The 21293-nt window shown below is 61.1% G+C and carries 21 protein-coding genes; 18 read left to right on the top strand and 3 right to left on the bottom strand.

All coding sequences use genetic code 11. From position 1 onward, the window contains the following. Positions 1–25 precede the first annotated feature (25 nt). Genes trbL through AC0L25_RS00085 form a run of 5 tightly spaced genes read left to right on the top strand, consistent with a single transcriptional unit; the run spans position 26 to position 4608 of the window. The gene (gene trbL / locus AC0L25_RS00105) at positions 26–1348 is read left to right on the top strand and encodes a P-type conjugative transfer protein TrbL (RefSeq protein WP_473586299.1); all 1323 of its coding nucleotides are present in this window, start codon (positions 26–28) and stop codon (positions 1346–1348) included. Further along, positions 1349–2080: a conjugal transfer protein TrbF gene (gene trbF / locus AC0L25_RS00100; protein WP_008871927.1), complete on the top strand. Its 732-nt coding sequence runs from the start codon at positions 1349–1351 to the stop codon at positions 2078–2080. Continuing rightward, positions 2070–3095 (top strand): P-type conjugative transfer protein TrbG, encoded by a 1026-nt coding sequence (trbG, locus tag AC0L25_RS00095; RefSeq protein WP_065010496.1) that lies wholly within the window; start codon positions 2070–2072, stop codon positions 3093–3095. The genes trbF and trbG overlap by 11 nt, the downstream gene beginning before the upstream one ends. Positions 3096–3108: 13 nt before the next feature. Continuing rightward, positions 3109–4323 carry a TraB/TrbI/VirB10 family type IV secretion system protein gene (locus AC0L25_RS00090; protein WP_473491884.1) on the top strand — a complete coding sequence of 405 codons (1215 nt, stop codon included), beginning with the start codon at positions 3109–3111 and terminating at the stop codon, positions 4321–4323. Positions 4324–4335: 12 nt separating this feature from the next. Next, positions 4336–4608 (top strand): DUF2274 domain-containing protein, encoded by a 273-nt coding sequence (locus AC0L25_RS00085; RefSeq protein ID WP_473491883.1) that lies wholly within the window; start codon positions 4336–4338, stop codon positions 4606–4608. Positions 4609–4759: 151 nt separating this feature from the next. On the opposite strand, the gene hemN is transcribed toward AC0L25_RS00085, so the two are convergent. Further along, a complete protein-coding gene (gene hemN / locus AC0L25_RS00080; protein WP_473593810.1) occupies positions 4760–6109 on the bottom strand; it encodes an oxygen-independent coproporphyrinogen III oxidase in 1350 nt (449 codons plus the stop codon). A gap of 154 nt (positions 6110–6263) precedes the next feature. On the opposite strand from hemN, the gene AC0L25_RS00075 reads away from it, so the two are divergent. From AC0L25_RS00075 to ubiM, 13 genes are all read left to right on the top strand, one after another. Further along, positions 6264–7013, top strand: a complete 750-nt coding sequence (locus AC0L25_RS00075; protein ID WP_473491881.1) for a Crp/Fnr family transcriptional regulator — start codon at positions 6264–6266, stop codon at positions 7011–7013. Between the two features lie 608 nt (positions 7014–7621). Continuing rightward, the gene (gene ccoN / locus AC0L25_RS00070) at positions 7622–9253 is read left to right on the top strand and encodes a cytochrome-c oxidase, cbb3-type subunit I (RefSeq protein ID WP_473491880.1); all 1632 of its coding nucleotides are present in this window, start codon (positions 7622–7624) and stop codon (positions 9251–9253) included. Then, positions 9244–9975, top strand: coding sequence for a cytochrome-c oxidase, cbb3-type subunit II (gene ccoO, locus AC0L25_RS00065; RefSeq protein ID WP_473491879.1), 732 nt, complete (start codon positions 9244–9246; stop codon positions 9973–9975). The genes ccoN and ccoO overlap by 10 nt, the downstream gene beginning before the upstream one ends. An 11-nt stretch (positions 9976–9986) precedes the next feature. After that, complete coding sequence (locus AC0L25_RS00060; RefSeq protein WP_473491877.1) at positions 9987–10136, top strand: cbb3-type cytochrome c oxidase subunit 3; 150 nt, start codon at positions 9987–9989, stop codon at positions 10134–10136. Between the two features lie 2 nt (positions 10137–10138). Then, a complete protein-coding gene (gene ccoP / locus AC0L25_RS00055) occupies positions 10139–11002 on the top strand; it encodes a cytochrome-c oxidase, cbb3-type subunit III (RefSeq protein WP_473491875.1) in 864 nt (287 codons plus the stop codon). A 155-nt stretch (positions 11003–11157) separates the two neighbouring features. Further along, positions 11158–12717, top strand: coding sequence for a cytochrome c oxidase accessory protein CcoG (gene ccoG, locus AC0L25_RS00050; protein ID WP_473491873.1), 1560 nt, complete (start codon positions 11158–11160; stop codon positions 12715–12717). Further along, complete coding sequence (locus AC0L25_RS00045) at positions 12714–13211, top strand: FixH family protein (RefSeq protein ID WP_473491871.1); 498 nt, start codon at positions 12714–12716, stop codon at positions 13209–13211. Before ccoG ends, AC0L25_RS00045 begins: the two co-directional genes overlap by 4 nt. Beyond that, positions 13208–15451 (top strand): cation-translocating P-type ATPase, encoded by a 2244-nt coding sequence (locus AC0L25_RS00040; RefSeq protein ID WP_473491869.1) that lies wholly within the window; start codon positions 13208–13210, stop codon positions 15449–15451. The genes AC0L25_RS00045 and AC0L25_RS00040 overlap by 4 nt, the downstream gene beginning before the upstream one ends. Before the next feature lie 36 nt (positions 15452–15487). Further along, positions 15488–15643: a cbb3-type cytochrome oxidase assembly protein CcoS gene (gene ccoS / locus AC0L25_RS00035; RefSeq protein WP_008871940.1), complete on the top strand. Its 156-nt coding sequence runs from the start codon at positions 15488–15490 to the stop codon at positions 15641–15643. 215 nt (positions 15644–15858) lie between these two features. Next, positions 15859–15981, top strand: coding sequence for a hypothetical protein (locus tag AC0L25_RS00030; RefSeq protein WP_280174574.1), 123 nt, complete (start codon positions 15859–15861; stop codon positions 15979–15981). Continuing rightward, positions 15978–17879 carry a glycoside hydrolase family 127 protein gene (locus AC0L25_RS00025; protein WP_473593702.1) on the top strand — a complete coding sequence of 634 codons (1902 nt, stop codon included), beginning with the start codon at positions 15978–15980 and terminating at the stop codon, positions 17877–17879. Before AC0L25_RS00030 ends, AC0L25_RS00025 begins: the two co-directional genes overlap by 4 nt. A gap of 34 nt (positions 17880–17913) precedes the next feature. Next, positions 17914–18303: a globin domain-containing protein gene (locus AC0L25_RS00020; protein ID WP_473593701.1), complete on the top strand. Its 390-nt coding sequence runs from the start codon at positions 17914–17916 to the stop codon at positions 18301–18303. Further along, positions 18303–19484 (top strand): 5-demethoxyubiquinol-8 5-hydroxylase UbiM, encoded by a 1182-nt coding sequence (ubiM, locus tag AC0L25_RS00015; protein WP_473491865.1) that lies wholly within the window; start codon positions 18303–18305, stop codon positions 19482–19484. The genes AC0L25_RS00020 and ubiM overlap by 1 nt, the downstream gene beginning before the upstream one ends. Before the next feature lie 367 nt (positions 19485–19851). Here ubiM and AC0L25_RS00010 read toward each other — a convergent pair whose 3' ends face one another. Continuing rightward, positions 19852–20628, bottom strand: a complete 777-nt coding sequence (locus AC0L25_RS00010) for a sulfite exporter TauE/SafE family protein (RefSeq protein ID WP_473491863.1) — start codon at positions 20626–20628, stop codon at positions 19852–19854. A gap of 122 nt (positions 20629–20750) precedes the next feature. Then, positions 20751–21293: TCP-1/cpn60 chaperonin family protein (locus AC0L25_RS00005; protein ID WP_473593700.1), on the bottom strand; the 543-nt coding region annotated here is incomplete at its 5' end.

Genomic DNA, 21293 nt, shown 5'->3' with positions numbered 1-21293 from the left:
CAACTCTGACGAGGAAGGCGGCGGCATGAACGACCTTGGCGTCATCGATCGCTTCATGGAGACCTTCATCCGCTACATTGACAGCGGGTTCGGTCTGCTTTCGGGCGACGTCGCCTTCCTCACCACCATCCTGATCGGCATCGACATCACGCTGGCCGGGCTGGCCTGGGCGATCGGCGACGAGCCCAACATTCTCGGCCGGCTTACCCGCAAGGTGCTCTATGTCGGCGTCTTCGCCTTCATCTTGAATAATTTTAAGAATCTCGCCGACATCATCTATCGCTCCTTCGCCGGCCTCGGCATCAACGCGTCCTCCGGCAATCTCTCCCCAGACAATCTCCTGCGCCCGGGCCGCATCGCCGCGACCGGTTTCGAAGGCGCTTGGCCGCTGCTTGATCAGGCAAGTCAGCTGCTCGGCTTTCCAGAAATCTTCGGCAACGCGCTCACCATCTTCGTGCTGCTCATGGCCTGGTTCCTGGTCATCATCGCCTTCTTCATCCTTTCCATTCAGCTGTTCATCACAATCCTTGAGTTCAAGCTCACCACGCTTGCCGGCTTTGTTCTGGTTCCCTTCGCACTCTGGAATCGATCGGCGTTTCTGGCCGAGCGCGTGCTCGGCAATGTCATCTCTTCAGGCATCAAGGTGATGGTACTTGCCGTCATCGTCGGCATCGGCTCCACACTCTTCGGCGAGTTTGCTTCTGCGCTGCAAGGCAAGGAGCCGGACCTGGCCGCCGCGATGTCACAGGTGCTGGGCGCGCTGGCGCTGCTTGGGCTCGGCATCTTTGGGCCCGGCATCGCGTCGGGTCTAGTGTCCGGCGCGCCGCAGCTTGGCGCGGGCGCCGCACTTGGCACGACTGCGGCGGCTGCTGGTGCATCGCTCGTTGCCGGAGGCACGGCATTTGCTGGCGCGCGCATGGCAGCCGGCGGCAGTCTCGCCGCAATTCGGGCCGGCACAACGATGGGATCGGCTGCTTTAACGGCCTGGCAGATCGGGCGAGCAACCTCGCCCCACACCGGCCTGTCCGGTGTGGCTGCTGGATTGCAGGGCGTGACCAGTGCCGCCGGCGGCGCCGCAATGCGAGCAGCAAGAGCTGCCGCGGGAACGTTCGGGCGCAGCGCCGATGCTGGCCGGGAAGCGGCATGGACCGCGACCGGTGGTGCGCCCACCGCGTCCATGACTGGAAACCCAACCGCTGCAGATCCTAATGCCGCTCCGACGTGGGCAAGGCGCTTGCGTTCCGAACAGACCGCCCGTGCCCACCGCCACGCCGCCATGCAGGCTGTCCGTGAAGGCGACAGCCCGGGAGGCAGCGCCAATCCCTCTCTCAACGACAAGGACGACTAGATGCTGTTCAAGCGACCCGTTCAACGTTACGGCAAGACACCCGAACCGGTCACGCCGTATCAAAAGGCCGCCCAGCTATGGGACGAGCGCATCGGCTCATCTCGAGTACAGGCTAGGAACTGGCGGCTCATGGCCCTCGGCTGTCTCGCCTTGGCGACCGGGCTCTCTGGCGGACTCGTATGGCAGTCGATGCAGAGCCGTGTTGTGCCTTACGTCGTCGAGGTCGACCGCTTCGGCGAGGCACGCGCCGTCGCGCCGGCTATCCAAGACTACGAGCCCTCCGACGCCGAGATAGCCTGGCACCTCGGCCGCTTCATCCAGAATGTCCGTTCCGTCTCCACTGATCCGGTGCTGGTGCGGCAGAACTGGCTGGCGGCTTACGACCTTGCCACCGACCGTGCGGCACTCTTCCTCAATGAGTACGCCAAGGCGAACGATCCCTTCGGTCAGATCGGAACGCGCAGCGTGTCCGTCCAGGTGACCAGTGTGGTCAGGGCTTCCGACAGCTCGTTCCAGGTCAAATGGACTGAGCAGGTCTTTGAGCGCGGCAGCCTTGCCAGCACCACGCGCTGGACCGCGATCCTCACCATCGTGATCCGCCCGCCAAGCAATACGGATCAGCTGCGCAACAATCCGCTCGGTGTATTCATCAACGCCATCGACTGGTCGCGCGAGCTAGACAGTGCCGCACCGACATCCGTTTCCCCGAAGGAGCCCGCCGATGACAAATAGAGCCCAATCGTTCCGTGCCGCACTGATCCTATCCGCATCGGCAGCAGTTCTCTCGGCCTGCGCATCGAAGCCAGTGCCGCCTGAAATCTCGTATGATGCTGCCGACTTCAAAGCAGCGGCAATCGAGAAGGCGCCAGAGACACCGGTCAAGATAGTCGAGGTGCCAAGGCCGTTGCCGCTCCCCGGCCAGTTGCAGCCAGAACCGGGCAAAATCGCCTACGACAAGCGCCCTCCTGAAGAACGCGTCGCCGACGCCAACAAGGCGGCGACGCAGCAACCCACCCGGTACGGCTACGTCAATGCGGTGCAGGTCTATCCCTTCACCGATGGCGCGCTTTATCAGCTCTATGCCGCGCCGGAGCGCGTCACCGATATCGCCCTACAGCCGGGCGAGAAACTGACAGCCGTGTCGGCCGGCGACACGGTGCGCTGGGTCATCGGCGATACCGTCAGCGGCACCGGTGACGACCAGCGCACCCATGTGCTGGTAAAACCCTTCGCGCCGGGGCTTAGCACCAATCTGGTGATCACCACGGAACGACGCACCTACCACTTGCAGCTTCAAAGCACCGATAAGACCGCTATGGCGGCGATCTCCTGGACGTACAGCGAGGACCAAATCGTCGCGCTCCGCCAGCGTAACGCTCAGGCCGAGGCTACCATGCCGGTGGCGTCGAACGTGGCGCTCGAAAACATTCGCTTTCGCTACTCGATTAGGGGCGACACACCGCCCTGGAGACCGACGCGAGCCTTCGATGATGGCAGCAAGGTCTACATCGAGTTCCCGCGCCGCATAGACCAGGGAGAGGCCCCGCCACTCTTCATCGTCGGCTCTGACGGGGACAACCAGCTCGTCAACTACCGCATGCGCGGCAACTACTACATTGTCGATCGGCTCTTCGCCGCGGCCGAACTACGCCTCGGCACCAAGCAGCAGCAAGTGGTGCGCATCACAAGGACGGACGGCCGGCAACCGCCGCGTCGCGTATCTCTCTTTGCGCGCTCCAGCAGGTGAGGAGAGGGGCCTTATGACTGACACTTCCCCATCCAATGCTCCGCCAAAACTCGATCCCGAGCAGCTGCAGTTACGGGCCTCGCCCCGCCGGGCCGTGCGGTTCAGGCGCGGCGTGATCATCGCCATCGCTGCCGTCGGGTCCGGTACCATCCTGGGCGTCACGATGATGGCGCTGCAGGGACCGGCGCTTCGCTTCAAAGAACAGGCGGAAGATCTCTACAACACTGACCGCAAGCCAACCCCTGAAGGACTTGAAACACTTCCCAAGGACTATTCCGGAGTGAAGCCGAACCATCCTGTGCTTGGACCACCACTGCCGGGCGACCTCGGTCGCCCCATCCTTGAGCGGCGGCGCCAGCTCGGCATCGCGCCAGGGCAGGACAACTCCGCCGAGGAGCAGCGTGTTGCCCAGCAAGCGATTGAGGCGCGCGAATCACAAGTCTTCTTCCGCATTGAAAATCAACCCAAGGAGGCGGGCATCGGCGGTAATGCGAAAAGTGCCCAGCAGCCGTTCGGGGCGCCTCCGCAATCTGATGCCGCTCGGCCGTCAGATTCCGTTGCCCCGGCTGAGGGCGATCAGAACAATCAACAACGAAAGCTCGATTTTGTCAGCCAGCGCAACACCAGCGGGATCTACAACCCGCATGCATTGCAGACGCCAGCTTCGCCAAATCAGCTCATGGCCGGCAGCGTGATCGCCGCAAGTCTCATCACCGGCATAAATTCCGACTTGCCCGGGTTTGTCGTCGCGCAGGTCACCGAGAACGTGCACGACACGCTCACCGGCAGCATCCTGCTTATCCCGCAAGGCTCGCGGCTGATCGGGACCTATGACAGCGTCGTCGCTTTTGGGCAAAAACGGGCGCTTCTGGTTTGGCGGCGAATAATACTGCCAGACGGTTCTTCGATCGAAATCGACAATCTGCCGGCGACAGACACTGCCGGCTATGCCGGGCTCGAGGACAAGGTCGATTTCCACACCTGGCAGCTGATCAAGGGAGTCGCGCTGGCCACATTGCTGGGCGTCGGCACCGAGTTAAGTTTTGGAGAAAACGAAAGCGATCTGGTCAAAGCGATCCGGGAATCCACTCAGCAGAACGTCAGTCAAGCCGGCCAGCGCATCACCGAGAAGAACCTCAATGTTCAGCCCACCATCACCATCCGCCCAGGTTGGCCACTGCGCGTCATCGTGCACAAGGATCTGGTGCTACGGCCATACGCGAGTTGAGCGGGAGTGAATATGGCCAACTTGAAACTTGGAAAGCTTCCAGACCGAACACCTTCGAAGATTACCATCACCGTCAGCGCGGAGTTGGGCCAAGCACTCAAGGAGTATGCTGCCCTTTATCGTCAGACCTATGGCGAGTCTGAAACGGTGGCGGAACTCATCCCTTTCATGCTGGCGGGGTTTCTGGAAGGCGACCGAGCGTTTGCCAAGGCCAGAAAAGAAGGGTTGCCGACGTCCAGCAAGCCGGAGAAGTCGCGGCGTCTGGCAGGCTCAGATTCCGAGTAACCGAGGCATGAGTGAACCGCCCGCACACGAGCCTCGATGGGCTAACTCCGCTTGAATATGTAACCCGATCCGTCAAAGATCACACGTGAACAGGCTCACTCCCAAATGGAGGCAAACAGCGGAGCACGTCACCGCGACCGCACTCTTTGGCTCAAACTGCAACCGAGTGCCTGGCCCTTCCGCTTTGGAAATATTTGTCAAACCTGGCCGCGATGCTTCGGACGAATGGGCGACTTTCAGCCGGCACGACGAAACGGTCGCCATCCAGTTCAAGCAATCGAACGGGATCGTGGAGAGCCATCGTACTCGACTCGAGAAGGAGCTTCTGGCCGGCTTTGCCGAAGCGTTCCACCAGATCGACTGCCGAGAAGGCGAAATCACACATTAGCCTCTCGATGATCCAGCCGCGAACGCGGTCGTCGTCGGAAAGCGCGATACCGCGGACAACCGCCAGCCCGCCATGCGCGACTATACTTCCGTACTCGGCGGTTGAAATATTGTTCTGCACGTAGCCCTGGCGAAAACGGCCGATGGACGAAGGGCCAAGCCCGATCAGTGTCTCGCAGCAATCCTCCGTGTAGCCCTGAAAATTGCGATGCAAAGCCCCTGCGCGGGCCGCTATCGCCAAGACATCGCCTGGCTTGGCGAAATGATCGAGCCCTATTGCTTCAAACCCCTTGTCCACAATCGCTCGCGCAGCGAGTTGCGATTGCGCCAACCGCTCCGTGGGGCCAGGCAGCCACGCCTCTTTGATTATCGTCTGATGCTTCTTGAACCAGGGCACATGCGCGTAGCCGAACAGCGCCATCCTGTCCGGTTCCAGGGTCAGCGCCTGCGCTACGGTGGAACAGACGCTCTCCCTGCTCTGGTGCGGCAATCCGTAGAGCAGGTCCAGATTGACGGAACCGACGCCGCGGGAGCGAACTCCGTCGACGACAGCCTTCGTTTGCAAAAAGCTTTGCTCGCGGTTGATTGCCTTTTGCACTTTTGGCTCGAAATCCTGGACGCCGAGACTCGCCCTGGTCATGCCGATTTCGGCTAGCGCATCAAGGCGCGCCTCATCCATGTCGTTTGGATCGATCTCGACGCTGATTTTTGTATCCGGGACAAAATCGAAGCTGTCCCGCAAAATCGCGCCAAGCGCCACCATGTCCTCGGGCTTCAGCATGGTGGGCGAACCGCCGCCGAAGTGGACTGCGCGGACATGGCCCTTGCCGCTGACGAGACCCCCAACCGTCGCGATCTCCGAGTGTAGCGAGCGCAGATAGGCCGTCACCGGCTCATAGTGGCGCGTCTGCTTGGTATGACACGCACAGAACCAGCAGAGTCTGTCGCAATAGGGGATGTGCAGATAGAGCGAGATCTCGCCGCCACTTTTGAGCGCCTCCAGCCAGCCACAATAAACCGCCGGATTGACGCCCGCGTGGAAATGCGGTGCAGTCGGATAACTGGTATAGCGCGGGACGTTCTCGCCAACCTGGGCAGCTAATTCGGACTGCATGTCGTGGTCCACCATGTTTGCATCGCTGGAATTCTGGGCTTGTTGGCAAGCCAAAGCCCTGATTTCGGTCAGCAACTCGGACAAACTGCCGCAAGGATTTTTCTACCTCAGATTGCTACCCTGTCGGCGCTTGGGAGAGGGGTAGAGCAACGGCATGACATTACGGCAAGACATTCACAGTTCCGGCGTTCCCGTTCTTTGCCTCTCTTGCGAGGCAAGGCGTCGTGGTGTCTGCGGTGCGCTCGATCCAGACCGTTTGGTTGGGCTCGCCAAGACTTCGTCGCGGCACAAGATCGAGCCGGGAGTCGAACTGATCGGCGATGCCGAGGCCGTCGACAGCTATTCGAATGTGCTTTCAGGCGTGGTGAAGCTAACAAAGAGCCTCTCGGACGGGCGCCAGCAGATCGTAGCTCTCCGGTTTGCGCCGGATTTTCTGGGACGCCCCTTCAAGGTGGAAAGCGAGATCAGTGCGGAAGCGGCAACAGCTGTCACGCTGTGCTCGTTTCCGAAGGCAGCCGTGGAACGGATGATGAAGGAATCACCGGAACTCGAGCATCGCCTGCTCAGGCAGACGCTGGACGAACTCGACGCAGCACGCGAATGGATGGTGACGCTGGGGCGCAAGACGGCATCGGAAAAGGTGGCGAGTTTTCTCGTCATGATCGCCCGGAATATCGATTCCAGTGTTGACCCGGCCGCCAGGTCAGCGTCGTTCGATCTGCCGCTGACTCGTGCCGACATCTCCGATTTCCTTGGACTTACGAACGAGACCGTGAGCCGCCAGCTGACGCGATTGCGAGCTGACGGCGTGATCCGGATCGAGAACAAACGCCGCGTGATCGTGGACAGCATGAGCCGGCTGGAGCAGCGTTGCGGCAGCCGAATGGCGCGGCAGTTTAGATAGGCCCAAGCTGCGGGGTCTGCGTCGCCAACTCCGATTAGTGGCAGGGACACGCCCGTTCGAATGCAATGTGTCGCCAACCTTCGTGATGCCGCGGCAGCATGAACCCGATAGCTTCCGCGCTCGCTCTCGGATCACCTGACAATCGCCAGGAGTGTTTCGGACAGCTCGCCGGCGAAGCATTGATCCCCGAGGTGGCCGACGCGCAATCGGCTGGTGGAGGCAACATTGCCCCTCCTCGAACCTGTGAACGTCACGAAGCAACTCAACGATTGCGTTGGCCGTCCCGAGCCATTCGAAGCGAGCGAGGTTTAGCAAGCCACGACAGTACTTTTCAGCTCGTCGCAGAGCCCCAGCTTTTACGAATGGGCACGCCTCATTGTGTCGCCCGTCTCCACGCCCGCCCCGGCTCCGAGCCCACCCCACTTGTCCATGAGCGGGCAAGCCCGCGCTGCGTTCCCTCTTCATTCGCCACCATCTGATTGCGCCGAACTCGATGCTGCCCGAAACAAAACGGGCGGCCCTGACATGGATCAGGGCGAGCAGGCGGCGGCTGCGCAATTGATGCACAGCGGATTTGGCGTCCGCCGGATTCGAGATCGGGATTTGCGATGAAATTCGGCACAGAGATCGTGCTTCTAAGCCTGTTTGCTTTTGCGGCCCTGGTGGCTGCCGGTTTCGGGGTAGATGAACCTTTCCGCCAGCATATGTGGGTGTTGTTCTTCGCCGTAGCTGGTTTCACCGCGATCCTGTTGCGCAATACGGAGTTCAAGCCTGCAGTTCCGATAGACCCCGCCGCTTTTATGGACGGTCCAATCCGTTACGGGGCCGTCGCGACGGTGTTTTGGGGCGTCGTAGGCATGCTGGTTGGTGTGGTCATCGCGCTGCAGCTTGCCTATCCCGATCTCAGCGTCGAGCCCTGGTTCAACTTTGGCCGCTTGCGGCCGTTGCATACATCCGGCGTGGTTTTTGCCTTCGGCGGCAATGCGCTGCTTTGCACGTCCCTTTATGTCGTACAGCGCACCTGCCGCGCCCGGCTGTTCGGCGGCAATCTCGCCTGGTTCGTGTTCTGGGGCTATCAGCTGTTCATCGTCATGGCTGCGACGGGCTACCTGCTCGGCATCACCGAAAGCCGCGAATACGCCGAGCCCGAATGGTACGTGGATCTTTGGCTGACCATCGTCTGGGTCGCCTACCTCGTCCTGTTCCTCGGCACCATCCTGAAGCGCAAGGAACCGCACATCTACGTCGCCAACTGGTTCTACCTGTCCTTCATCGTGACCATCGCGATGCTGCATGTGATCAACAACCTGTCGATGCCAGTCTCGTTCGTGGGTTCAAAAAGCTATTCAGCCTTCTCCGGCGTCCAGGACGCCTTGACGCAGTGGTGGTACGGCCACAATGCCGTGGGCTTCTTTCTCACCGCCGGCTTCCTTGGCATGATGTACTATTTCGTGCCGAAGCAGGCGAACCGGCCAGTCTATTCCTACCGGCTGTCGATCATCCACTTCTGGGCTTTGATCTTTCTCTACATCTGGGCCGGCCCGCACCACCTCCACTACACCGCCCTGCCGGACTGGGCCCAGACGCTCGGCATGGCGTTCTCGATCATGCTTTGGATGCCCTCCTGGGGCGGCATGATCAACGGCCTGATGACGCTGTCCGGCGCCTGGGACAAGCTGCGGACGGACCCGATCATCCGCATGATGGTCATGGCCATAGCCTTCTATGGCATGTCGACCTTCGAAGGCCCGATGATGTCAATCAGGGCCGTCAATTCGCTGTCGCACTACACCGACTGGACCATCGGTCACGTCCATTCGGGCGCACTCGGTTGGGTCGGCATGATCTCGTTCGGCGCGGTCTATTTCATGGTGCCGAAGTTGTGGAACCGCGAGCGGCTCTATTCGCTGCGACTAGTGAACTGGCACTTCTGGTTGGCAACGCTGGGGATCGTCGTCTACGCCGCGGTGATGTGGGTCTCCGGCGTCATGCAGGGCCTGATGTGGCGCGAATACGACGAGCAGGGCTTTCTGGTTTTCTCGTTCGCCGAAACTGTCGCCGCCATGCATCCGTTCTACATCATGCGTGCCATCGGCGGCGCGATGTACCTGTCCGGCGCCCTTATCATGGCATGGAACGTCGCCATGACAATCCTCGGTTACCAGCGCGAGGAGAAACCGATGCCGCGTCCCACCGCCGCCGTCCGACCTGCGCGATCAGGAGCCAGCAAATGGGCTTGATGGACAAACATGCCGCCATCGAGAAGAACGCCACGCTGCTTCTCGTCGGCTCCCTTCTGGTGGTGACGATCGGCGGCATCGTCGAGATCGCGCCGCTCTTCTATCTCGACAATACGATCGAGAAGGTCGAAGGCATGCGGCCCTATTCGCCGCTCGAACTCGCCGGCCGCAACATCTATGTGCGCGAGGGCTGCTACCTCTGCCATAGTCAGATGATCAGGCCGTTCCGCGACGAGGTCGAGCGCTATGGGCATTACAGCCTGGCGGCCGAGTCGATGTACGACCACCCGTTCCAGTGGGGATCGAAGCGCACAGGACCGGATCTCGCGCGGGTGGGCGACCGTTATTCGAATGGATGGCACGTCCAGCATCTTACCGACCCGCGCTCCGTGGTGCCGGAATCGATTATGCCGAGCTACGCGTTCCTGAGGGAGACGCGGATCGAGGTGAAGGACTTCTCGACGCACCTGATCGCGAACAGCCGTGTGGGCGTGCCCTACTCCGACGACATGATCGCGAGCGCGAATGCCGATCTCATGGCGCAGGCCGATCCCAACGTCGACACGTCCGGTCTTGAAGCGCGGTATCCGAAGGCCAAGCTCGGTGACTTCGATGGCAATCCGCAACAGGTCACCGAGATGGACGCGCTGGTCGCTTACCTCCAGATGCTTGGCACTCTGGTCGATTTCAAAAACTACGACGAAGCCGCCGGTTACCGCTGAGGAAAATGGTGATGACCTACAACTTCATGCGGGCGTTTGCCGACACTTGGGGCCTCCTCGTTATGGTGCTGTTCTTCGTCGGATGCATCACCTTTGCGCTCCGTCCCGGCAGCAGGACCCGAGCCGACGAAGCTGGTCAAATCCCTCTCAAGGACGACTGATCATGAGCGGTGAGCACATTGACGAAGTCTCCGGCGTCTCGACCACCGGCCATGAATGGGACGGGATCAAGGAGTTCAACAATCCGCTCCCGCGCTGGTGGGTGATCACCTTCTACGTCACCATCGTCTGGGCGATCGCCTACACTATCGCTTATCCAGCATGGCCTATGCTGAGCTCCGCCACCCGAGGCGTGCTCGCCTATTCCAGCCGCAACGATGTCAAGAATGAGCTGGCAGCGGCCGAGGTCGCCAAGGGCAAGTATGTTGCCGCCCTTCAGGCGAAGACCGTCTCCGAGATTGCTGCCGACGATGTGTTGCGCGGATTCGCTATCGCGGCCGGTGGCGCCGCGTTCAAGGTCAATTGCGTTCAGTGTCATGGCTCCGGCGCCCAGGGTTCGAAGGGCTTTCCCAACCTGAATGATGACGACTGGCTGTGGGGTGGCAAGGCCGAGCAGATCCAGCAGACAATCGCGCACGGCATCCGCTTTGCCTCCGACCCCGACACGCGCCTTTCGGAAATGCCGGCCTTTGGTGACATCATTACGCCCGAGCAGATTAGACAGGTCAGCGCTTATGTCTCGAGTCTCTCCGGCGCTGTTGGCGATCAAGCATTGGTCATACCCGGCGCCAATGTTTTCGCCGAGAATTGTGCCGCCTGTCATGGCGATAAGGCAAAGGGAAACACGGAGCTTGGCGCACCCGACCTGACCGACGCGATCTGGCTCTACGGGGCGGGCGAGACGGCTATTGCCGCGCAGGTTCGCGCGCCAAAGCAAGGCGTCATGCCGGCCTGGGTTGGGCGTCTCGGCGAGGTCAAGGTCAAGGAACTTGCGGTTTATGTCCATTCGCTTGGCGGCGGAGAATAGGAACGGAAGCCTATTCTCGGCCCTCCCCCTGCCAAGCGACGAGGCCCGGCGCGAGCCGGGCCTCGACACCATTCCGGCTTCGACCTGCATCAACACGGGGCGGACCGCCTACGGTGAGGCTGTTCGACGGGCGGCAGCGGGACTGGAGATGCTACGTGCGTGATAAAACGCAGACAGAACCGCCCGGAGCAGAAGCGATCGACTCCCCCAACACCCGTGAGCCGCTTTATGCCCCGCGCAAGAAGGTTTTCCCGAAGCGAATCTCGGGTAATTTCCGTCGCTTCAAATGGCTGGTGATGGCGATCACGCTGGCGATCTACTATCTGACGCCCTGGCTGCGCTGGGACCGAGGTCCGTTTGCACCGGACCAGGCCGTGCTGATCGATCTTACCAACCGCCGCTTCTATTTCTTCTTCATCGAGATTTGGCCGCAGGAATTCTACTATGTGGCCGGCCTTCTCGTTATGGCCGGCATCGGCCTTTTCCTGGTCACTTCCACGGTGGGCCGAGCGTGGTGTGGCTATGCGTGCCCGCAAACTGTATGGGTCGATCTGTTTCTAGCTGTAGAGCGTGCGATCGAGGGAGATCGCAATGCTCGCATAAAGCTCGACGCGGGATCCTGGACTGCGCGCAAGCTTGTGCTGCGTGTATCGAGACACGCCATCTGGCTGGCCATAGCGGCAACGACCGGCGGCGCCTGGATCTTCTATTTCGCCGATGCGCCATGTCTGATTGGCGAGCTCTTCGCTGGCACCGCTGCGCCACTCGCCTACATCACCATCGGCGTGCTGACGGCAACCACCTACACATTCGGTGGACTGATGCGCGAGCAGGTCTGCACCTACATGTGCCCGTGGCCGCGCATCCAGGCGGCCATGCTCGACGAGAATTCGCTCACTGTGACATACAATGACTGGCGCGGGGAACCCCGTTCGCGCCATGCCAAGAATGCTCTTGCCGCAGGGCAGCCGGTTGGAGACTGCGTTGATTGCAATGCATGTGTCGCGGTCTGTCCGATGGGGATCGACATCCGCGACGGCCAGCAGCTCGAATGCATCACCTGCGCGCTCTGCATCGACGCCTGTGACGGCGTAATGAACAAACTCGGCAAGGACCGTGGGCTAATCTCGTATGCGACGCTGTCCGATTACAACGCCAACATGGCGGCGGCGACCGCAGGGGGCGCTTGCTCGGTGAATCCGTCGCTGGTGCGGACAGACGGCAGCGCTTTCTCCGACAGGTTAGCCCATTTCCATGTCCGCAAGATCTTTCGACCGCGCACCTTCGTCTACATGAGTGCGTGGTCGGCGGTCGGTCTCGCCTTGCTCTACTCGCTGCTGACGCGCGATCGGCTCGAGGTCAACGTTCTGCACGACCGCAATCCGCAGTTCGTCACGCTATCCGATGGTTCGATCCGCAATGGTTACACCGTCAAGCTGCTCAATATGATCCCAGAGCCAAGAACGATTGTCGTCACCATGCAGGGCCTGGCGAATGCCGAGATGAGCGTCGTCGGGATCGACATGCCTGCGGATCGCTCCCTCTCCGTTCCGGTCGAACCGGACCGGCTGAAGACGTTGAAGGTTTTCGTCCGCCAGCCGGCGGAACAGATCAATGCCCAAGCGCAGACGTTCAAGTTCCGGGTCGAGGACAAGGCGAGCTTCGAGTCGGACGAATACACGGCCACGTTCAACGCACCGGAGATCGTTAGATGAGCGTCAATGCACGAAGGCCCCGCAAATTCACCGGCAGGCATATGTTGCGTATCATCCTTAGCTTTTTCGGCGTGATCGTTGGTGTGAACCTGACCATGGCAACACTCGCCAGCACGAGCTGGACCGGCCTTGTCGTCGAAAATACTTATGTCGCGAGCCAGCAGTTCAACCGGATAGCCGAGCAAGGGCGCGCGCAGGCCGCACTCGGCTGGACCGGCAAACTGACCATCGCACGGGGCGAGGTCCGCTACGGCCTCAGCGATGCCGCCGGCAAAGCGGTCCAGTTGCACGGCGTCAGGCTCCTGTTCCGTCATCCCGCCTACGAGGCCGAGGACAAAGCCGTCATGCTTTCGCTCGCCGCGAGCCAGGAATTTTCCGCCCAGCATACGCCAAGGGACGGCGTCTGGATTGTCCAAGTCGACGCCGATGCTGGTCTCGCAGAACCCTATCGCGACGTCCGTCGAATTATAATTTCCCATGGAGCGCTACAATGAGCTGTTGTGCACCGGGCGCCGAAACAGCGCTGGATCTGGAAAGCAGCATATCCGTCCTGCCATCAAACCAGGAGGTCAGGCTGGCGAGCCGCTCGCTTGGCGGCGATCTGCACCAAACCGATCTCTCGGTCCCGACGGTGCATTGCGCAGCCTGCATGCAGAGTATCGAGAGGGCGCTTGGAAAACTCGATCGCGTCGAGGGTGTACGTGTCAACCTGTCGACGAAACGGGTTGCGATCCGGTGGCGCGGAAATGAGGTTCCACCGTTTGTCGCCGCGCTTGGACGGCTGGGATACGAAGCGCATTTGTTCGCGCCCGAGGCAGGGGAGAAGGACAAGACGCTATCGGAGCTGATCCGGGCCGTGGGGGTTGCCGGCTTTGCAGCGGGCAACATCATGCTGCTTTCAATGTCGGTCTGGTCCGGCGCTGAAGGTGCGACCCGCGACCTGTTCCACTGGGTCTCGGCACTGATCGCCATCCCCGCGCTCGCCTTCGCTGGTGGCATCTACTTCCGCTCCGCATGGAACGCATTGCGTCACGGCCGCATGAACATGGATGTGCCGATTGCGGTTGGTGTCTCGCTCGCCTATGCGATGAGCCTTTACGAAACCATCAACCATAGCGACCACGCTTACTTCGATGCATCGGTATCGCTGCTGTTCTTCCTGCTGATCGGCCGCACGCTTGATCACGTGATGCGCGAGCGTGCCCGGACCGCGGTGAACGGCCTGTCACGGCTGGCGGCGCGGGGCGCCATGGTGCTTCGCGAGGATGGTTCGCGCGATTACCTGCCGGTTGAGGAGATCAAACCCGGCTTGCAGCTGCTGATCACCGCCGGCGAAAGGATTCCCGTCGATGGCAAGGTTATTCGAGGCTCTTCCGATCTCGACTGTTCACTGGTTTCCGGTGAGAGCACACCCAGAACCGTGGCGTCAGGGGAAACCGTGCAGGCCGGCACGCTCAATCTCACAGGCCCGCTGACCATCGAGGCGACAGCCGCCGCAAAGGATTCCTTCCTGGCCGAAATGGTCCGGCTGATGGAAGCCGCCGAGGGCGGTCGCGCGCATTATCGCAGGATCGCCGACCGCGTTTCAGCGCTCTATGCTCCGGTGGTCCATCTGACCGCCTTGGTGACTTTCCTCGGCTGGATGGTGGCCACCGGCGACTGGCACCGGGCAATGACGATCGCCATCGCCGTCCTTATCATCACGTGTCCCTGTGCGCTCGGCCTCGCCGTGCCGATCGTGCAGGTGGTCGCCGCGCGCCGCCTGTTCGAAAATGGCGTGATGGTCAAGGACGGTTCGGCGATGGAGCGCCTGGCGGCGATCGATACGGCGGTGTTCGACAAGACCGGCACGCTTACGCTCGGTGAGCCCCGACTCGTCAACGCGTCTTCCATCGATCCGACTCTCCTGGCAGTCGCAGCCGATATGGCCGCGCACTCCCGTCACCCGCTTTCGAAGGCCATTGCCAGGTCTGCCGGTTTCGCCGGTCAGCCAAAGCTCAAGGCTGTCAGCGAACACCCCGGATTCGGCATCGAAGCCACCGCGAGGGGGAGCACCTGGCGACTGGGGCGGCGTGGTTGGGCTGCATGGAAGGCTCGAACCGGTGGCGAAAGCAGATACGGCGGAACGGTTCTGACCAAAGACGGGATCATCGTGGCGTCCTTTGTCTTCAGGGACGCGCTGCGTCCGGACGCGAGGGCGGCAATCGAGCAATTGAACAACGCCCGAGTTTCCGTGAAAATGCTGTCGGGCGATACCGGGACTGCATGCGGCGAGATCGCGACGACGTTGGGGATACATCACTTTGTTCCGGCGCTGCTTCCTTCGGGCAAGGTCAAGTATATTGAAAACCTGGCGAAGGACGGCCATAAGGTGCTCATGGTTGGCGACGGCCTCAACGACACCCCTGCGCTGGGCGCGGCACATGTCTCGATCGTTCCAGCCACGGCGGCCGATGTCGGCCGCAAAGCTGCGGATTTCGTTTTCCTGCACGAAAGCCTTTCGGCCGTCTCCCTTGCCCTCGACGTTTCGCGAAAGGCCGGACGACTGATCCGGCAAAACATCGCCATCGCGATTGTCTACAACGCCATTGCCGTCCCGATCGCCATTTTGGGGCAGGTAACACCATTGATTGCGGCAATCGCGATGTCGGCCTCATCACTGCTTGTCATTGGCAATGCGTCGAGGCTGCAAGGTTTTGTGCCAGACGTGCCAAGGAGAACTTGCTCCGCCTGATAGCCGCTCCCACACCGGCACATTGACGCAAACCTCATGACAATCCTGGTCTATCTCATACCGGTGGCTCTGTTGTTGGGCGGGCTTGGACTGTCTGGCTTCCTGTGGGCCTTGAGGAGTGGTCAATACGAGGATCTCGACGGAGCCGCCGAGCGTATCCTCATTGACCGGGACGAGAGGCCGGAACGCTGATTCCGACGCTCAAGGGCCTGCGTCGCCCATTCCGCCATGCAAGCTGATGCCACGAAGTACCTCGCACGGCCGGAGAACGCTGGCGATGTACCTGTTCCAAGTGCAACGGAGCGAATAGACCGGCGGCACGGGTTTGTCGTGTCTGGCTGACCCAGATCAGTGCTGTCTCCTCATCGCCCTGATTCAATGGAGGAGTCTTTTCAAGGGGAGAACGCATGTCTAGCCGGACGGAAGCTGAGCGGCATCAGGTGCTGGCCGTGTTCGCCGGGGGCGCCGGCATTGTCGAAGCCGTTAGCAGGCCGGCGCACGTCATTGCAGGAGCCGATGCGTTCGAATGAGCGAGTTCAAGCCAGTTCGGTTCGTTGATGTCGCGCTGGAGGGGCAATTCTGGCGCGAGCGGCTGGAGACGGTGCTGACACGGACCATCCCCAGCCAGCACGTCCAGCTTGGCAAGCAAGGTGTATTGCTGTCCCTCACACTGCCGAACCAGTCGCTGCCACTGAGCGTCCCAGGCAACGAGCACGATTTCGGGCAGGTGTTCTGGGACTCCGACGCCGGTAAGTGGATAGAAGCAGCATCCTACGCGCTGTCACACAGGCGTGATCCCGACATCGAGGCATGGATCGAAAACATTGTCGATGATCTCGAAAAGGCGCAGGCTCCCGACGGTTATCTGAACTGCTGGTACCTGCAGCGCGAGCCCGACAAGCGCTGGACCAACCTGCGCGACAATCACGAACTCTACAATCTTGGACATCTGCTCGAGGGCGGTATCGCCTACTTCCTCGCGACGGGCCGGCGCCGGCTCCTGGACATCCTTGAGCGGTATGTTGACCATGTGCGCAAGACATTCGGCCCGAACCCCGGCCAGAAGCGCGGCTATTGCGGCCATCAGGAAATCGAGCTGGCCCTCGTTAAGCTCTATCGCTTGACTGGAGACAGAATGCATCTCGACCTCGCGGCCTATTTCATGAATGAGCGCGGGCGTCAGCCGCACTACTTCGATCAGGAAGCGGTCGCGCGCGGGGAGAACCCCAGGGATTTCAGGGCGAAAAGATATGAGTACAACCAGTCGCACAGGCCGGTGCGCGAGCAAACTAAGGTGGTCGGACATGCGGTCCGAGCGATGTACATGCTTTCTGCCATGGCCGACCTCGCGGCGGAACTGAATGACGACAGCCTCAAGAAAGCATGCGAGGTGCTCTGGGCCGACGTCATCTCCTCGAAAATCTACATCACGTCCGGCTTGGGTCCGGCTGCCGCGAATGAAGGCTTTACTGAGGATCACGACCTGCCGAACGATACGGCGTATGCGGAGACCTGCGCCTCGGTAGGCCTGATCTTCTGGGCACATCGCATGCTGCATCTCGAACTCGACGGCCGATACGCCGACGTTCTGGAACAGGCGTTGTTCAACGGCGCGCTGACCGGCCTTTCGCGCGATGGCGAGCGCTATTTCTACTCCAATCCGCTCGAGAGCGATGGGCGACGCAGCAGATGGGCCTGGCACTCATGCCCATGCTGCACGATGAATTCGTCTCGCCTGATTGCTTCGATCGGAGGCTATTTCGTCTCGGCCAGTGAAAACGCAATCGCCTTCCATCTCTACGGCGGCGTTTCGACGAACATCCAACTCGCTACGGGCAATGTGTTCCTGCGGGAAACCAGCGCCTATCCATTTTTCGGCTCGATCAGGATCGAGGTCAGCCCTGACGCACCGGCCGAGTTCACTATCAACCTCCGCATTCCCGGTTGGGCTCATGAAGCCGAAGCTTCGGTCGGGGGATGTGCAGTCGACGTGACGGCATGCACCAGAAATGGCTATCTTGCGATCTCGCGGCTATGGAATGCCGGAGACATCATCGCCCTCGAGCTACCGATTTCTCCCAAGCGCATCTATGCTCATCCCTCGGTCAAGCAGGACATCGGCCGGGTGGCGCTCAAGCGCGGGCCGTTGGTTTATTGCGTTGAAGAGGTCGACAATCCCGGGGGGGCGGTGCAGCAGCTCAAACTGCCGCGAGACGCCAGGATCGAAACGGTGGAACGGGGCGATCTCTTCGATGGCGTGGTCACGCTGACCGCCTCCGCAGAGCGTATCGAAGACCAAGGGTGGGGAGACAGCCTGTACAGGAATGCGCCCCCGATCGTTTCGGGCTGCCGGCTAACCGCTCTGCCATATTATCTCTGGAACAATCGGGCGAAAGGCTCGATGCAAGTGTGGCTGCTGGAAAGCTGAATTCAGCGCCGTATGGGAGGCCACTTCTCAACCAATGAATGCCGACAAGATGCAGTCATCAGAAGCCTCAGATATTCTCATTCGTCCGGCGGGCGGTCCACCGGTCCGTGCTCTGGTTGACGAGTTCCACGACCTGATTGGAACCGACCCTGCATACAGGGGAATAAGGGCGCCGCGTCGGTCAAAAACTGCCGACGTGACAATCTCGCTTGCTAGCTGGGTATGTGCTTGGCTGCGCGGACGCGAGCGCTGGTCCGATCACCCGCGTACGAGTTTGAGGCGTTTTCCTGCTTCGTTGCTGATACATGCGGATTTTCCCGCCCTGCGCCTTGAGGCGATACGGCGGGCATTGGAACGCAGCGCACGACAGGAGGCTGAACTCAACCAGCGTCTCACGAGGATAGCCGCCGCGATGGCACGCTGATGGGCGGCGCTGATGACAGATTCGATATCGTTGTTGTCGGAGCCGGGCCGGTCGGCCTTTCCTTCGCCGCATCACTCGCTCAAAGCCAACTCAAGGTCGCAGTTGTCGAACAGAACTCAATCGATACTCTCGCCAATCCGCCTTTTGACGGTCGGGAAATCGCGCTGACCCACGCCTCGATCAGAATCCTTCGCGAGATCGGCGCCTGGGATGCCATCCCCGCTTCGGACAAATCACCGCTTCACGGCGCCCGCGTGCTCAACGGTTCGAGCCCTTTCGCTCTGCGTTTCGATCCTCCCAGCGGGTCTGGCGAACCCCTCGGAGTTTTGGTCCCAAATTGCCGAATTCGCGACGCGCTGTTCAAGACCATCCACTTGCAGAATCACGCGCGGCTGCTGTGCGGCCACTCGGTCGTAGATGCAACAACCAGCCAGACAGGAGCAGTCGTAACGCTGTCTGATGGCGTGCAGTTGAACGCTAGCCTTGTGGTTGCCGCCGATTCACGTCTGTCGGCCACTCGTGATCTGCTCGGCATAGGCGCCGATATCAATCGGCTTGGCTACTCCATGCTAATATGCCGGGTACGGCATGAGCGCGCCCACCACCAGGTGGCAATCGAATGGTTCGATCACCATCAGACGATAGCGATGTTGCCCTTGGCGGAGGGCGTGTCGTCGCTGCTGCTCACCCTGCGCTCAAACGAGGCCGATAGACTGCTTGCCTTCAGCGACCATTTGTTTCTGAGGGAATTGACGAACCGGTGTCGAGGGCGCCTTGGAAAAATGACCTTGGTAAGCAAGCGCCATGCCTATCCGCTGGTCACGACTTGGGCGCACAAATTCCGAGCTCCCAGCGCCGCACTCATCGGCGACGCTGCCATCGGCATGCACCCGGTAACTGCGCATGGTTTCAACATCGGTATCAGCAGCCAGAAGCAACTCGCCTACGGAATCCTAGCAGCATGTCGCGACGGTCGCGAGATTGCCGATCCCAACATGCTGCACGGATACGAAAGGTGGCTTCGCCTGTCAGCGGCGCCGCTCTTCCATGGCACGAACATTGTCGTCGGACTCTACTCAAGCGAGCACCCGGCGGCACGGCTTGCAAGACATGTGGGGCTTCGGTTTGCCCAACATGTTCCCTTTATGCGGCATGGCATTTCGGCCATGCTTAGGCGATGAAACCGTACCAGCAGCTTTGGACCTTGCGCGATGAAAGAGAGTCTCATTCGCCGGAGTAATCGCTGCCCCTGCACGCAGAGGCGGCAGCTTCCCGCGGCAGGCCATAAATGTCGCCCCGAAGAGGTATTGTCTCAGCGCTTTATTTGGTCGCCGCCGTCATCAGTCACTGCATCGAGCAGGGACCGATGGGCCGGGCGAGGCGGGAATGGGAAACGCGTTGATCACTGGCGTGCCACACGCTGTTCGTGGCGCAGGTTAGGTTTTCCAGGGTGGCAAGTCGCCTCCAGTCCGTGATTCACTTCGGTTCCGCCGATCATGATGTCCGGAAGCAAAGCGAAGGCTTAGAAGGGTAGTCCGCTTGCTCAGGTCAGACGAATCCCAGTTGTTGGGCCGTCTGGAACAAAGCGAGCAGCATGATCAGGCAGCCGACGAGCCGCAAAAGCGTCCGCTCGGCAATCGCCTTGAGCACCCATCCGGCAAGCGGAGCGGCGACTATGCCGCCCACGATCAGCCCCAGCACCGAGCTTGCATGTGTCGACAGCGCCCCCGCTTCCTGCCAGTGCCCACTGACGAGCGCGACGATGAAGGTGACGGACACCGCTAGCGTGATCAGGAACTCGGCCGCATTGACAGTGCCGATCACGTAGCGGGGCGGCGCGCCGGCGCCGAGCAATCCGGTCACGACCATGGGGCCCCATCCGCCGCCACCTGCAGCGTCGAGGAAGCCGCCGACAGTGCCCAGCGGCGCCACAAGACGGGTAGGAACCGGATTGCTGGGGATCTTGCGGAACGACCGGAAGAACAGCCAGAGCCCGATCACAGCGAGATAGGTCGTGACGTAGGGCTTCACCATGTCGCCGTCGAACGAGGTCAGCACGAAGGCGCCGAGGCAGCCGCCGAGAATGCCGAAAGGAGCAAGCCGCCAGAACAGCTTCCAGTCGATATTGCGGTGGTAGTGGTGCGCCGTGCCGGAAGCGGCCGTGGTGAACACTTCCGCCGCGTGTACCGCGGCGGAAGCCTGCGCCGGCGGAACACCGAAGGAGAGCAGCACGGTGGAGGAGATCGCGCCATAGGCCATGCCTAACGCGCCGTCAACCGCCTGGGCGAGGAAGCCGACAATGGCGAACAGAATGAAGTCAGTCATTGGTGTCCGCCGTGAAAGTGCCGCCGTATGTAGCCTTGTGGATGTGGCATCCGGCTTGGCTCCGCGTCAGAGAAAAGGGCGGCATCGCTGCCGCCCATCGAGATTGTTGAGGTGCGTGGACCTTAAAAATCCATACCGCCCATACCGCCCATGCCACCCATGCCGCCGCCGGGCATGCCGGCAGGCATACCGCCGCCAGCCGACTCCTTCTTCGGAGCCTCCGCGATCATGGCTTCGGTGGTGACCAGCAGGCCGGCGACCGAGGCCGCATCCTGGAGAGCTGTGCGCACGACCTTGACCGGATCGACGATACCCATGGCGATCATGTCGCCATATTCGCCGGTCTGGGCATTGAAGCCGAAGGTCGGGCCCGTGTTCTCGAGGATCTTGCCGGCAACGATCGATGCTTCCGCACCGGCGTTGGCCGCGATCTGGCGAGCCGGAGCCTGCAGCGCGCGACGCACGATGGCGATGCCAGCGGTCTGGTCGGAGTTGGCGCCGCTGACGGTGATGGCCAGCGAAGCGCGCAGAAGTGCGACGCCGCCGCCGGGAACGATGCCTTCTTCGACGGCCGCGCGGGTCGCGTTAAGGGCGTCATCGACGCGGTCCTTCTTTTCCTTGACTTCGATCTCGGTCGCACCGCCGACGCGGATGACGGCAACGCC

It is taken from the genome of Mesorhizobium sp. WSM4813 (assembly GCF_055811555.1).
Note: the sequence above shows the minus strand (reverse complement) of the source record. Positions and strands in the feature narration are given on the sequence as shown.

Coding starts and splice junctions, on each gene's coding strand:
- ccoP (WP_473491875.1), top strand. CDS start 10,139: ATGAGCGGTGAGCACATTGACGAAGTCTCCGGCGTCTCGACCACCGGC.
- ccoN (WP_473491880.1), top strand. CDS start 7,622: ATGAAATTCGGCACAGAGATCGTGCTTCTAAGCCTGTTTGCTTTTGCG.
- AC0L25_RS00040 (WP_473491869.1), top strand. CDS start 13,208: ATGAGCTGTTGTGCACCGGGCGCCGAAACAGCGCTGGATCTGGAAAGC.
- trbL (WP_473586299.1), top strand. CDS start 26: ATGAACGACCTTGGCGTCATCGATCGCTTCATGGAGACCTTCATCCGC.
- trbF (WP_008871927.1), top strand. CDS start 1,349: ATGCTGTTCAAGCGACCCGTTCAACGTTACGGCAAGACACCCGAACCG.
- ubiM (WP_473491865.1), top strand. CDS start 18,303: ATGGGCGGCGCTGATGACAGATTCGATATCGTTGTTGTCGGAGCCGGG.
- ccoS (WP_008871940.1), top strand. CDS start 15,488: ATGACAATCCTGGTCTATCTCATACCGGTGGCTCTGTTGTTGGGCGGG.
- AC0L25_RS00090 (WP_473491884.1), top strand. CDS start 3,109: ATGACTGACACTTCCCCATCCAATGCTCCGCCAAAACTCGATCCCGAG.
- ccoO (WP_473491879.1), top strand. CDS start 9,244: ATGGGCTTGATGGACAAACATGCCGCCATCGAGAAGAACGCCACGCTG.
- AC0L25_RS00020 (WP_473593701.1), top strand. CDS start 17,914: ATGAATGCCGACAAGATGCAGTCATCAGAAGCCTCAGATATTCTCATT.
- hemN (WP_473593810.1), bottom strand. CDS start 6,109: ATGCAGTCCGAATTAGCTGCCCAGGTTGGCGAGAACGTCCCGCGCTAT.
- AC0L25_RS00030 (WP_280174574.1), top strand. CDS start 15,859: ATGTCTAGCCGGACGGAAGCTGAGCGGCATCAGGTGCTGGCCGTGTTC.
- AC0L25_RS00025 (WP_473593702.1), top strand. CDS start 15,978: ATGAGCGAGTTCAAGCCAGTTCGGTTCGTTGATGTCGCGCTGGAGGGG.
- AC0L25_RS00060 (WP_473491877.1), top strand. CDS start 9,987: ATGACCTACAACTTCATGCGGGCGTTTGCCGACACTTGGGGCCTCCTC.
- AC0L25_RS00085 (WP_473491883.1), top strand. CDS start 4,336: ATGGCCAACTTGAAACTTGGAAAGCTTCCAGACCGAACACCTTCGAAG.
- trbG (WP_065010496.1), top strand. CDS start 2,070: ATGACAAATAGAGCCCAATCGTTCCGTGCCGCACTGATCCTATCCGCA.
- AC0L25_RS00075 (WP_473491881.1), top strand. CDS start 6,264: ATGACATTACGGCAAGACATTCACAGTTCCGGCGTTCCCGTTCTTTGC.
- AC0L25_RS00045 (WP_473491871.1), top strand. CDS start 12,714: ATGAGCGTCAATGCACGAAGGCCCCGCAAATTCACCGGCAGGCATATG.
- AC0L25_RS00010 (WP_473491863.1), bottom strand. CDS start 20,628: ATGACTGACTTCATTCTGTTCGCCATTGTCGGCTTCCTCGCCCAGGCG.